This window comes from Okeania sp. SIO1H4 (assembly GCF_010672695.1).
In the GTDB taxonomy this organism is placed as follows: domain Bacteria; phylum Cyanobacteriota; class Cyanobacteriia; order Cyanobacteriales; family Microcoleaceae; genus Okeania; species Okeania hirsuta.
Genome location: NZ_JAAHGB010000031.1, coordinates 47,105 through 60,658, shown reverse-complemented (window position 1 = coordinate 60,658; position 13,554 = coordinate 47,105). Strand labels below are relative to the sequence as shown.

The 13,554-nt window shown below is 37.5% G+C and carries 11 protein-coding genes; 8 read left to right on the top strand and 3 right to left on the bottom strand.

Annotated elements, in window-relative coordinates:
• The first annotated feature begins 70 nt into the window (after positions 1–70).
• From F6K06_RS19425 to F6K06_RS19390, 8 genes are all read left to right on the top strand, one after another.
• Entirely contained in the window at positions 71–484 is a 414-nt protein-coding gene (locus F6K06_RS19425) for a SufE family protein (RefSeq protein ID WP_124144247.1), read from the top strand.
• A 619-nt stretch (positions 485–1,103) separates the two neighbouring features.
• Positions 1,104–1,406 (top strand): DNA-binding transcriptional regulator, encoded by a 303-nt coding sequence (locus tag F6K06_RS19420; protein ID WP_124144248.1) that lies wholly within the window; start codon positions 1,104–1,106, stop codon positions 1,404–1,406.
• A 94-nt stretch (positions 1,407–1,500) separates the two neighbouring features.
• Positions 1,501–2,397 carry a D-alanyl-D-alanine carboxypeptidase family protein gene (locus F6K06_RS19415; RefSeq protein ID WP_287242826.1) on the top strand — a complete coding sequence of 299 codons (897 nt, stop codon included), beginning with the start codon at positions 1,501–1,503 and terminating at the stop codon, positions 2,395–2,397.
• Between the two features lie 1,203 nt (positions 2,398–3,600).
• On the top strand, positions 3,601–4,542 hold the full coding sequence (locus tag F6K06_RS19410; protein WP_287308801.1) for a peptidoglycan-binding protein: 942 nt from the start codon (positions 3,601–3,603) through the stop codon (positions 4,540–4,542).
• A gap of 27 nt (positions 4,543–4,569) precedes the next feature.
• Positions 4,570–4,794: a peptidoglycan-binding protein gene (locus F6K06_RS19405; protein WP_124144251.1), complete on the top strand. Its 225-nt coding sequence runs from the start codon at positions 4,570–4,572 to the stop codon at positions 4,792–4,794.
• A 92-nt stretch (positions 4,795–4,886) separates the two neighbouring features.
• Positions 4,887–5,108 carry a hypothetical protein gene (locus F6K06_RS19400; protein WP_124144252.1) on the top strand — a complete coding sequence of 74 codons (222 nt, stop codon included), beginning with the start codon at positions 4,887–4,889 and terminating at the stop codon, positions 5,106–5,108.
• Positions 5,109–5,435: 327 nt separating this feature from the next.
• Positions 5,436–5,627 (top strand): peptidoglycan-binding protein, encoded by a 192-nt coding sequence (locus F6K06_RS19395; protein WP_205127318.1) that lies wholly within the window; start codon positions 5,436–5,438, stop codon positions 5,625–5,627.
• 162 nt (positions 5,628–5,789) lie between these two features.
• Positions 5,790–6,479 (top strand): ATP-dependent Zn protease, encoded by a 690-nt coding sequence (locus F6K06_RS19390; protein WP_124144254.1) that lies wholly within the window; start codon positions 5,790–5,792, stop codon positions 6,477–6,479.
• A gap of 419 nt (positions 6,480–6,898) precedes the next feature.
• On the opposite strand, the gene F6K06_RS19385 is transcribed toward F6K06_RS19390, so the two are convergent.
• The 3 genes from F6K06_RS19385 to F6K06_RS19375 form a co-directional block, all read right to left on the bottom strand.
• Positions 6,899–8,194, bottom strand: a complete 1,296-nt coding sequence (locus F6K06_RS19385) for a DUF6745 domain-containing protein (protein WP_124144255.1) — start codon at positions 8,192–8,194, stop codon at positions 6,899–6,901.
• Positions 8,181–8,474 carry a hypothetical protein gene (locus F6K06_RS19380; RefSeq protein WP_124144256.1) on the bottom strand — a complete coding sequence of 98 codons (294 nt, stop codon included), beginning with the start codon at positions 8,472–8,474 and terminating at the stop codon, positions 8,181–8,183. The genes F6K06_RS19385 and F6K06_RS19380 overlap by 14 nt, the downstream gene beginning before the upstream one ends.
• Positions 8,475–10,469: 1,995 nt before the next feature.
• A complete protein-coding gene (locus tag F6K06_RS19375) occupies positions 10,470–13,334 on the bottom strand; it encodes a zinc-dependent metalloprotease (protein ID WP_287242822.1) in 2,865 nt (954 codons plus the stop codon).
• Positions 13,335–13,554: the final 220 nt, after the last annotated feature.

The window sequence follows — 13,554 nt, the reverse complement described above, 5'->3', positions numbered from 1 at the left end:
TTACTTCGCACAAAAAATCTGTTATAATTAATTGATTACACAATTACTTTTATTTGTTTGAGTGCTATCTATGGCTTTACCACCATCATTAGAACGTATTGTTAAAAAATTCCAACGGGCATCTTCTAATAAGTTGCGCTATGAACAACTGCTTTGGTACGCAAAAAAATTACCTGATTTTCCAGAAGCTGAAAAGATACCAGAAAACAAGGTTTATGGTTGCCAATCTCAGGTATATATTACTGCCAATTTAAATGATGGTAAGGTTTGGTATCAAGGCGATTCTGATGCTCAGTTAGTGAAGGGATTAGTGGCTTTATTAATTGAGGGGATTAATGGATTAACTCCTGAAGAAATTGAGCAAATCACTCCAGATTTTATTCAAGAAACAGGTTTAGCAGTAAGTTTGACTCCTTCCCGTGCTAATGGTTTTTATAATATTTTTCAAATGATGAAAAGTCAAGCTAATGTATATTCAAAATAACCTAGTTAAAGATGATCTAATAGACATCTCCATAAAATAGGGAATAGGGAAAAGTAATTGACAATTTATTGATAAGAATTGATTTTATTTTTAATTTTTGGAGAAGTCTAATATATATAATTGAAAACACAAATAATTGACTTTTTTATGAAAATATAGTAAGTATGCTCTCCGTTCCCACAATATATTAACCGACAATGAAACAAACCTGCACTTTGTATGGGATGCTATCGGTGGGAGAGTAATCCCCATTGACCGAAAAAATGGGTCTCAAGCCTTACCCTTTTAGGACGACTTTTCTATTAATTTTTTAGCATTTTCAATTTCTGTTTCTGGTATAGAGTCTATCCACTCTTCAACAATTTGAGTTAAACTTTTGTCCTCCAAAGATGTGTCAACCTGCCCTGAATCTTTTCAACAACTTAGTTTGTTTGATTGATGGTCGGGGAGGATATTAACCAGACACTATACACTATAAATAATAAATTGAGTCTTTTTTTAAAAAAACCTAGACAATTCTATTTTAACAAGTTTAAAATAAGATAGTTTAATTAATTCTCTAAATTAGTTTTCAAAAAAACTTATACTGTAGATGATTGCTGGAGGAAACATAAAAGATATGGATATGGAAGCCCTGAGAGAACGTGCGGGGCTTACCCGTGCAGAAGTAGCAGATCGACTAGGAATAAGCGAAACCAGTGTTCGTAACTGGGAAACGGGGCGTACAGAACCAACAATGACTCCCCAAAAGTACCTAGAAATTCTGGATATTTTAAAATGTACTCCAGAAGAATTAGCAGTAGCTAGTGACAAGTCCATTAGTCAACGCCACAAGCGCAAACCAGGTAGACCAAGAAAAATGATCGACAATAATAATGGAGCAAGTGAGGTAAAAAGTGCAGAATCAGCAACTGGCCATTAATGAAATTGGTGATTAAAAAATCAGCAAGTGATCGGCACAAATTTTAATTTTGCCTTGAGTAAAGTATGATTTCAGTGAAAGTGCAGGAGTGAAAATGTTGAATAAGCTCGGTCTATTTAAGAAAAAATCTCCAGATGAACCGAAATTGTCAGTAGATGACATTCCAGAAGCTGTAAGAGATGAATACGAAAGTCCAAAACAGCAACCTATTCAGTCTCAGAAAAAATGGCAGATTTGGAAATTATTAGGTATAGGGGCGATCGCTCTGATGATTAGTATTGGTTTGCACTTCCAACTTCATCAAACTCAAGACAAAGCTTTTGTTAGCCAAATCAAACAAAATTTAGGCATAAAATTAGTTGAACCATCTGCAACTCCTACAGAAGTAGAAGAAACCCCCTCACCATCTCCAACTCCTTCTATCCAGCAGCAAGAAAATATTCTTGGACATTTGCCATATAAAGAGGCAACTTGGCAGGAACTAACACCAGTTTTTGGTAATCAAAATGTCAGACTCCGCTCAAATGCAGCAGAAAGATTTAATGCTATGACAGATGCAGCTTGGGCGACAAATATTAATTTAGTTCCTATTTCCGGGTTTAGAACTTTGGCAGATCAAGAGTATTTGTTTTTTGAGCTAAAGGCAAAGCGAGGACAGGCAACATATCAACGAGCCGAAGTTAGTGCCCCTCCCGGTTATAGTGAACATCATACAGGCTATGCCATTGATATTGGAGATGCTAGAGTACCAGATAGTTATCTCAAAGTTAGTTTTGAAAATACAAAAGCTTTCCAATGGTTGCAAGAAAATGCAGGTAACTATGGTTTTGAGTTATCGTTTCCGAGAGATAATCCTCAAGGCATTAGTTATGAACCCTGGCATTGGCGCTTTGTAGGTGATAGTCATAGTTCAGAAACTTTTGAACAAGCTAGGTCACTTGAACAAGATCGACAAACTGAGAATCAGGATTTAAGTAATCTTGAGAATTAAGTAATATCAAAACTTCCTGTCAGAAAGTTGCTTGAAAACTTGATCGCCAGACTCAACTTCTGGCAACTTTAAGCGTTGGTAAAGTGCGTGTATGATATTCATCTTAATTCTTTAGGAGTCAACCCACCCGCGCGCCCCTCCCTGGAGGGGAAGTCAGTCGGACTTCCTTAGGAGGGAAGAAATAATCAGAAACCCCGAATAGAAGGAGAAAGTTTTTTGGTCGCGTAAAGGTCACGGAGTTCTATCGCGCTCTTATCCGGACATGATATCATACCTCTTTTCACCAACGCCCAACTTTAAATCATCCTTTAAATTAATTTATCAAGAAATATTGATTTATTTTAAATTTTTGGGCGTTGGTGAATCAAGCGATGAAAGCTAAATTTATAAGGTATAAAATGCTTTTTAATTAGTATTTAGGCGATTGCCATTTAAAAAAATCATAGCCAAAATCACCAACGCCAATTTTTGTTCATAATCAGTTATTAGCAAATAATTTTGAGCTAAAACTTAATTTATAGCACTACGCAAATACGTTAGGACGTTTATATAGCAATGAGCGCTGGTATATTTACAAATTGCAGGAAGGGCAAAATAGCTAAAATCTTATATTATCGGCAATTTATTCCCCCTTCCGGAGCTGTTGCCTGTTGCCTGCGCACAGCGCTATAAATGCTCAAACGAGCGTCAGGGATTACTTCTGACTTTTGTACGGGCGTTTTTATCCGCAACATGTAAAGCAGCAGCTCTACGTTAGCAAATGGCCATTAGCTAGCGCACAACTACATTAACGCCCCTACTAACTTCTGTACATCGCCAATCCGACGGCTCCCCTATGCGCGTAGCGCTATAGGTAAACGGTTCTCTTAGTGGTCTGTCAGCTTTGAATTGATGGGTTGAGACGAGCAGGGGGAGCAGAAAGGATAGAGACTGCAGAGGAAAATTAACCCATCAAAACTAACTTTACAAAATACTAGCGGGCAGGTTCCGGATATTCTCTTCAACTTCAGAAAATATAACTATCCTGAGTTCGGACTGTCGGTTGATAGAAACTTGAGCTTCTATCGATCTCAAAAATGCGGTTGGCTTGACTGTAAATTTCTATGGACAAGATACCGCTGACAGCATCGGTTGCAGCAGGAAGTAAGCATTAAAAATTCACTTGATGTGAAGCTTTATATCAGTTTTATGGAACAGTAAATCATGCTGAGTAATTTGCAAAAAAGAACAGCCCAAGCTATCATCAATATCTTTGAAACTAGCAGGGTTGTGGGAGATTATTCTTTAGTTGTTTGTGCTCCAGGAGACCCTGGTGGATTAACCTATGGAAAATCCCAGACCACGATCAATAGTGGTAATCTCTACTTGTTAATCAAAGCTTATACAGAAGCAGATGGAGCAAAGTTTGCTGATGAATTGTCTCCCTATCTAAAAAGTTTAAAACAACAGGATAGAACTCTCTGTGACGATAGAAATTTACATAGAATTTTGCGTCAAGCAGGCAAACAAGACGATGTGATGATAGACACACAAGATGCTTTCTTTGATCGGGTTTATTGGACTTCTGCGATTAACCGAGCGACTTCACTTGGTATTGAAACTGCTTTAGGGACTGCAGTTGTTTATGACAGTACAATTCATGGTTCCTGGGGACGAATGCGCGATCGCACAATCGAAAGGCATGGTCGTCCTTCTGAGATTGGAGAGCAAGCTTGGATTTCTAACTACATCAATGTTCGACGAGAATGGTTAGCTAATCATTCCATCAGAATTCTAAATAGAACCGTTGATCGAATGGATGCTTTCCGGAAAATAATTGACATAGGAAACTGGAGCTTAAACTTACCTTTGAATGTGAGGAGTTTAATAATCAGTGAAGAAACATTAATTCCAGATATTATTGTTGCTCCTGTAGTAAGTAGACCTCTGTTATTTTTAACAGAACCTTATATGAGAGGAGGAGATGTTAGAGAAGTACAACAGGCATTAGTTGATCGCGGTTTCTATCTAGAAGATGGAATTGATAGCGTTTTCGGTCCTCAAACAGATGCAGCCATTAAAAAGTTTCAACAACAAAATGGGTTGGTAGTTGATGGAATTGTTGGTTCAGCAACCCGTTCAGCACTAGGTATAGATAATGATTAAACTTGGATTAAGTAAGGAGAAAAACTAATGGGAATTTTATCAATGGGTTCATCAGGTGAAGGTGTAAAACGTCTTCAAGAAAGACTCAAAGAATTTTCTTTCTATCAAGGAGAAATTACTGGTAATTTTGATGCAGCAACAGAAGTAGCTGTTAAATCTTTTCAAGATGCTGATGGGTTAGCGGCTGACGGAGTTGTTAGTTTAATGGCCTTGCACGCATTAGGTTTATTACACTTAGAAACAATTGAATAAAGGAAAAACACAAAATGCAAATGCTAAAAAACGTTACGCCTTGTCTATGAACAAAAATTGCTTATGAGTTATCCCGTCAAATTCTGGCTGAAGTGAATAACGTTGTCCCAGGAACTCTCGTAGATTTTTCAGACCTTAATATTTCCATTTATCCAAAGCAATTTCCTTTATTACAGCCAGCTGCCAAAAATGCACTAAGAAGAGCAATCCAAAACCGAGGCACCACAATGGGGATTAACTCAGCCTATCGCACTTGTGCTCAACAATATCTATTGCGTTACTGGTTTGAATATGGAAATCCCTGCGGTTTTTAAGCTGTTGCACAACCAGGAAGTAGTAGTCATGAAAGTGGTTTAGCTTTAGATGTTGCTGACTGGAGTGGTTGGAGACCTTATTTAGAAGCTCAAGGCTGGACTTGCTATGGTCAGGGGAATGTAGTTCATTTTAGTTTTCCTGGAATTCCCATCGGGAATATAGAAATTAAAGCCTTTCAAACTCTTTGGAACAAGAACCATCTCAACGATCAAATTGATGCTGATGGCTTATATGGACTGGAAACGGCAAGTAAACTCAGTATTTCTCCCTCAGAAGGTTTTGGAGGAGACCCAGGACTGCGAATTCTGCGATTAGCTAGTCCTTTTATGAGGGGTGGAGACGTTCGTCGAGTTCAGAAGAAATTGAAAGAAGGTGGTTATCTTAATAATGATAGTGACGTTGAGGGTATCTATGGACCAATAACAGAAGCTGCTGTCAGGAAATTTCAAACCAATGAAGGAATTACAGTTGATGGGGTTGTTGGTCCTGAAACTTATAGAAAATTAGGGATTGAGTAGTTTGAATTGAACATTGAGGTAGAGGGCAAACCTTGGTTAGTTGTCATTAAAAATTTACTCTGAAAACCTAATTCTTGTTGATTTTATAGTATTTAAAAAATATAGAATATAACTTAAATGTTGTTTTATAATAATGAGAAATAACTACTATAAATTCAATATATGAGACAAACTTCCCTGAATATTATTGCGATTAGTATTTTTATAATGACAATGTCTGCTTTACTAGGACCAATTTTTAATATATCCCCAGTAATACCAGCGATCGCTACTTTTTCTGTGATGGTACTAGCTGCTATAGATACATTAGGATGGCAAGGTCAGGCAAGTATGATTATTGTAGACTTAGTGGAAGGTACATCCTCAGAAAGACGCGACCGGATTATTAGTCACGAAGCTGGACATTTTTTGGTAGCTTATTTGTTAGATATCCCTGTTAGTGGGTATGCTCTCAGTGCATGGGAGGCATTTCGGCAAGGTCAGTCTGCTCAGGGTGGGGTTAGGTTTAATGACGAAAAGTTGGCTGCCCAGTTACAGAGGGGTATGGTTTCTGAACAAGCTATAGACCAATATTTTACGGTCTGGATGGCGGGTATTGCTGCAGAAGATTTAGTTTATGGTAACGCTGAGGGTGGGGCAGAAGACCGGGCAAAAATTACAGTAATCTTAACACAATTAAAGCGCTCTACAGAATCTAAACTTAAACAAAGTTGGGCATCCTTGCAAGCACGAAGTTTAATCGAAAATCATCAATCTGCTTATCAAGCATTAGTGACTGCGATGACACAAAAAGCTTCTGTATCTGAATGTTATCAAGCAATTGAGCAAAATATTTCTGCAGATCGGACATGAGACTTATAGCCTTTTTATCTGGGATATGGAAACCAAGTACTATTAAATAGGGAATAGTAAAGGTGGGAAAACATCAGGATATAGGGTACTGGAACAGTGCGCTTTTTTGATCAGAAAAACCTCAATCTAGATTTACATCTCAAATAAAAACACTATCAGGAGTTATGCATGAGGTACGAAAAACTATGATTTGAAATTGCTGCCCTGTAGGTTGCTTAAGACAAAAATACGCTGCAGGTCTGTAAGTCCTGACTATATTATATTATGTCCGCTTAATAGCGCGATTAAAAACTTTCTTCTTCTGTTCCTTGTTTTTTCCTCCTGACTCCTGACTCCCCCTCCTGGGAGGGGGAGGGGCGAGGGGTGGGTTGACTCCTGACTCCTTAGTTAGTACCTAGGAAAAATCAAATCTACATCTATTAAGTTTCCACCATAAATTCTTCTGGATCAACCCCCCAGTTTACCCAAGCAATAGCCTCCCTCGCTTTACTAATATCTGGAGGCACTCTTGTGGCATGAATATAATTTGTACTAGGGCAAATCATTTTTAATAGATAAATTGGTTCAACATCAATATAATTATCTATTCTCAACAGAGTATACTCTCGCCAACTATCTAATTCTACTGCTTGCAATTCCTGACAAATTCTACTGTAACCTATTCCCTGAATTAATACTCGTCGTAGTTCGGCATTTTCTTCTTCCAGTAACCACCGTACTTGCCATCGTTCGGGATATAATAATCCATATTTTTCTGGCAGCTTTACCCCATGATAAGCATAGATCCGATAACCATCAATAAATCTAATTGCCGATCCCCCTTCAGCATGAAAACGGTTTTGTTCGTCCAGAGATAGCTTAATTGGGCGGTCACATACCAAACAGATATTCTCTAATTGTAACACAAACCCGCATTCTTTGACCAACTCTTGAAGTGCCTGCCATTTTTTTTGGTTGCAACTACACTCAAGTACAGAGATACAGAAATCGATCATTTCAATGGAACTTGCCATCAAATTTTGGCTAATATTTGAGACTAACCCGATTGCATCGCCTATTTGTTGCAGGGGTTGCTTAATCTGTTCCTCCCACTCTCGTATCAGGGGTTGACTAGACAGATGCTCCCATATATTCACTTCTATATGTTGTGATAGGGGTTGTCCAACTTGTTGCCAAATTAAATCTCCGAATCGAATTAAAGGATTTCCTCCAGGAAACTCTATTAGTTGTTGTCGCAACTGTTTTTGCTGCTGTTCCCAGATTTGCCTAATAATGCCACCTTGCCATTGTACCCACAGCTCCTCTAATAATTCTGCGTGTTCAGCTAAGGTATCTTGCCAGATAAACATTAGCTGTAGTAATTCTTCATTGGGCAAATCATTTTCCAGTTTCAGCCAGAGTTGTTCATCAATTTGGCTTTCTATTTCTTCTGAGAGTTGAACTTGTAAGGAAGTTAGTAAGGGAGTGCCCAACATTTGCACTAAACGTTGGGGCGAACGCGATCCTACTATCTCTTTCATCGCATCTGGACTACTGATAAATAGAATCTCTGGCTCTCGTTTTCCCATAGCAGAATAAGCTGCTTTCACTGCATTTGTTGCCCTTTGCCTATCTATCGGGTCAGTTGACACCATATTCTTGTGCCACTTTTCCTGATACATTGGTATTAATGTTTTTTGTTCTGCTGTGAGGTTTTCAATTTTAGTCTGCCACATAGCGCCACCCAAGAGGTTCATATTCTCGCTGAATGCGTACCATCCAATTTCCTTGAGGAATCTCGATGGCTTTATGTTCTTCGTGGGTTAAAGTTACTTTTTCTGACAAAACTTTCAGGTACAGAGTGCCATCTTTTTCGCGTAGCTCTGCATCTCCACGAGTAATCCTATGAGAGTGTCCAGTGACCTCTCCTTCTGCTAAAGTCAGGTGAGATAGTTTTTTACCTAAAGCTAGCTTAACTGATTGTAATATTACATCACCTTGTCGAATTGGCTGCATCCTTATTTTTCCTTAGCCCTAATACTAACTGCACAACAAATATTTATGCCACCCTGTAATTTACATCGTACATCATGGCACATTTGTCAATCAACTTTAATATAAGTAGGTAAACGTTAAAATTTTTCGTTAGAGAAAGGCAGTAGGCAGAGAGCAGAAAGCCGAAGGAAAGAGGCTTCTGAGCTACTTGAATTTTTGTTACATACTTTGTTTTTTTTCGTGTTTACCTACTTAATCTATTAATTTCTATCTTTATATATTTTTGTAAAAATTATGATATACATTTATCTAGTCATTTTTATATGTAATTATGGATTCCCGTGATTTTATTTGTCGCTTTACTAAAGTAAAATTTTGATAAATGCAGTTTAGATCGCGTCTTTTATATTATTTTTATAATTTTTACAATTATCATTTTCTTTGTGGGTTTAATACCCCACCGTCTACACGGTGTTCAAAATTACTTGGGGTTAGAATCCCCATGTAATTTTCCTCCTGTCTCCTGTCTCCTGTCTCCTGTCTCCTTCTTCAATTAATATTTTTTACTTATAGTAAAGAAAGAATTGCTGAGGACATAGATAGATTGATATCATGTCTGATTACAGCAGTTTTCATTTGAATCGACCATAGTAGGGACGTTCCATGGAACGTCCCTACAAGTATTATTGTTTTGAATATGTAGTTCACCAATCTGAAAAGCGCTGTAAACCACTGTAATTATCATTGCTTCTGAGAAACCATAGGGAGGAGTCAGGAGGAAAAAACAAGGAAGAGGAGAAGAAAGTTTTTGTTTAGCTGGCGCACAACGCATCCTATCTCCTTGGTCGGAGCTGCGCTAAGGTCATGCTACTGCTTTCCGTTAACGCTCTTGGTCACCGAATGCGAATCGCAAACTGCGACATCTAACACGGAGCATCCAACGGAGTTCTATCGCGCTATTAAAGGGACATGATATTATCCCAATTTCATAAAATATTGCTACATTGTACGCAGGAGTAGAAGAAGAGAAGCATAAAAAAAAAGAAAAAAAAAGATTCAATATTTACAATATCTGCGAGCGATAAAATTTTATACTTAAGGCCAAAAATATAGATTAAGCGGTTGTTAGGGGAGCTTCCCGAAGGGTGGAATGGCGAGGAGACCTTGCTATATCCAATCGACAAAGAGAGATGTAATATCAAGTCCGGTTAAACAGTTATAGAATGGTTAACTCAGGAGGAGTCAGGAGTCAGGAGTCAGGAGTCAGGAGGAGAGAGGATTACAAAGATGGGCCTACTTATGACGATTGGAGAATTTTTTTATGTGCAATTAACCGGATTTGATATAATATCATGTTCCCCCTCCGGGGGAGCTACGCTAACGGTTGAATACTTATAAATAACTGTTGTGAGTCCTCAGGAGTCAACCCACCCCTCGCCCCTCCCCCTCCCAGGAGGGGAAGTCACCTCCTCAGGAGGGAAGAAAGGAGAAAAAGAGGAAATATTGGTATTGGGGGTATTGATAATTTCAGTATTTCTTTGGTACTTTCGGTACTGTCAGTCCTTAAATTTTATTTATAACTGACCCGTCCGCAATTCGTAGCTCCCTCAGAGGGGGAACATGATATAACTACCTTTGCGTGGATTTGGTATTGCAAAATTTTAACACAAATATAGTCATTCATGTTAATCTATAGACATGAAACTCTCAGACTATGTGAAAAAAGTAGGAATAAGTTATTAACAGTCTGGAGGTGGTGGAAACAAGGGAATTTAACAGGTTATCAATTGCCTTCTCGTACAATTATCATCACGGATGACTACAATTCTAAACCAGATGTGATAGCTTGCATTTATGCAAGAGTTTCCAGTGCACAAAACAAAGATAATTCTAGATAGACAAGCTGAACGGTTAAAAAAATTATGCCATTGCAAGAGGCTATAAAATCTTAAAAATTGGCTAAGATTCTAGTTTATCCTAACTATTACTATACCCTACCATATGTGTTGCCACCTACTAATTAGACTGTAATTGTGCATTCAAAGTTTTCACAATTCGATCGCGTATTTCCTCCAAATGCGCTATGGTATACTCATCCATTTTCTTACCTCGCTTTTTAATTATCTTCTCCAAATCTTTATCCAGTTGTCGCAATTCATACCAAGCTAAACTTCGAGCATCTTCAGGTACAGTACGATTACGCAATACCATTGAAATAAGTAAATTTAGATGTTCCCGTTGCAAAGAGCGACGCATACTAGAAATCTCAACTTCTCCACCACTAGACTCTAAAACTTCCGTCCAGATACTATTTTGCAGAATCTCAAAAAGTTCCGGTAGTTTCAACGCATTATCTGGGGTTGTCTTCAACTCCAAATCTCGTAGACGAGTCAAACGAATATCAGAAAGGAGCGATCGTAAAACTATCCTTTGCAGAAACAAAATATTATCTTGAATGGGATAATCTAAAGGAAAAACTAAAACAGAGCTTCCCCAATGTCGCCAACGTGATGGTGCTAACTTATTAAGTAAATCTGGTGCAAACTGAAACGCATCTTCAGCAAAAATATATTTATCTATAATTTCTAATGCTTGGCGTTGTTGCTCTACAGATATAGCTTCAAATGGTAATCGCCCATTAGTATTTTTTGTACTCTCCCGATTAAATGACTGACCGCCTACATACAAAGTAGTATCCATTATTTGCTGGATATAATAGAAGAATACCGTATCAAACATTACCCTGATTTCGCTATAACTTTCATCATTTTGAGGAACGCGCTTTTCTAGACTTTTCCAAATATTCCGGGCGTTATCCAGTTGCCACTGGGAATAAATTAATGTATTGCTACTAAGGTCAAATGTATTTGCTGCTGGATCGAGAATATCATAAGAATCTTCATCTGTGGCATAAGATAATTCTGGTTGAGACGCTCGTCTAGCAATCTCTTGTAAGAATCCTTTTTCACTTATATAGCTAGTGGTGCCACTGGGTTTATAACCGTATTCAATTGCCCAATCATCATAAGGACCAACTATAGTGGGAAAATAGTCTCCTTGTATTGTTCCCTGTGGAGCTATATTAACTGGTACATAATCCATTACAGATGCTACTAACCCTTTTGTTTGAGTAATAGTTGTATCGTTTAACTGTTCTGGTTCGAGCATTGTACTACCGTGGAAATTATGTCTCAGACCAAGAGTATGTCCAACTTCGTGAGCAGTAAGATATTTTAAATATTGATTTACATACCTATCCATTTCTTTACTGTGGGGTCTGATGTTTTGCAAAGCATCCATTGCCACCGCCCCTATTGCCAACTGCTGAGATGACTCCCAATCAAAACAAAGATGTTCTGATGAGTGAGAGTTTGATAATGACGACTTCCGAAAAGATTGATATTTTGCTTGTAGAGATTGAGGAATAATGGATTCTATACTGTTATTTGAAGTATTAGGTTCCGTCTCAGTTTTTAGATTTCCTAAATAGCGAGAATACATATCTAATACGCAGGGATTGTAACTTTTTCCATCCTTGGTTTGAAAAGCTTCAGGCAGAGATTGATTTTGTAAAATTATACTGCCTACTCCGCCATATTTAATACTTCTAATAATACCTGCATTGAGAATAATATCTGCATCTAAAATTTGCCCTGTTAATGGATTGACACGGGAAGGTCCAATACCTGCAAGCCAAGAGTCAAAAATAGTAGACCAACGAATTGTGTTGTAACGAATATCGGCCGGGTCCCAAGTAGCATCATCAGGCATTTGTTTGGCTTGAATCGCATTAATAAATCCTGCTTTTTCAAAAGCTTTATTCCACATTAATATTCCTTCTCGAATGGCATCACGATATTCGATTGGTACTGTATTTTCTATCCAGAAAGTTATTGGTTCTAGGGGAGGTGATAAAGGTGCGCTAGGAATTTGTTTTTCTAGATGCCATCTCTTAATGTAACGAACATAAGGTTCTCTACGATTATTATCAGAAAGATCTTTATAAGCACTAATAAAATAACCTACTCTTTCATCTGCTAATCGAGGAATATAACCATTATTTATTGGCAATTCAGAAAAACTGTAGCGAACTTTGAGGTTAAAAGCACGGCTATCTGCCAAAGATTCTAAATATGCTGTATTATCTTTATTTAAAATACTATAAACTGACTCCAATTCTATATTTAAAGGAAATGCTTTAGCATCACTAATATAAGATTTTGTTCGGTCTATTGAGTAGTCATTAGGTAAAGTTTCTTCTAGTGATGGTAAATTCATTTCTCCTATTAATAAATTTTCCAAGTCAATCAACAATGTTTTTGTTTGAGGATGAGTTGCTTCAATGGGCAAAGAATATAAAATTGAGTCACTAAAAGAACGTTGAATTGAACGAGCTTGAGGGTCTAATTCGTTAGTCCGAAAATTAAGATTGGGCAGGACAAATTGAATATTATCTTGATGTTGGCGCAACTGAAATACAAAATCTCTGATTGGTATACCACTAATTAAACCTGCCTCGCCAATACCTGATTCTAAAGTTATTACAGAAAGGAAGTTTTGATTAAGTTGTTCTGGTTTAACTTCCATTAATGTTTTACCTGTTTCTTCATCTCTATAAATGGTAAATATCCCTTCTAGTTTCTCAGATCCATCAATTAATTTTTCATAAGAATCATCTCTTTCTTCAGCACTAATAATTTGTTGTGGCTTTGCTGAAATATTGGTTGTTGAAGCTCTAGTTGTAGGAATGATAAATATAACCAGTAGAAATGATAAGCAAAATAATAGTAATATGCTTGTAATTTGAATGATTTTTTGCGAGATTATTTTGCCTATACAGTTTTTCTGTTTATGAGTTTTATTTTGACCGATCGTCCACATAATTAATTAAAGAATAAGGAAAAAGTATAGTACAATTAGCAAATATTAAGTTATATCATGTCCGGTTGAATACTGATAAATAACGACGGAGGAGTAAGTCCTTAGGTCGGGGAAGCCGTCGGATTGGCGACGTACAGAAGGTAAGAAGAAGGAAGAGGATAGGAAAGTTTTTTATCGCGCGATTAAACGGATTTGATATTATTCATAACTAATAGTAAGT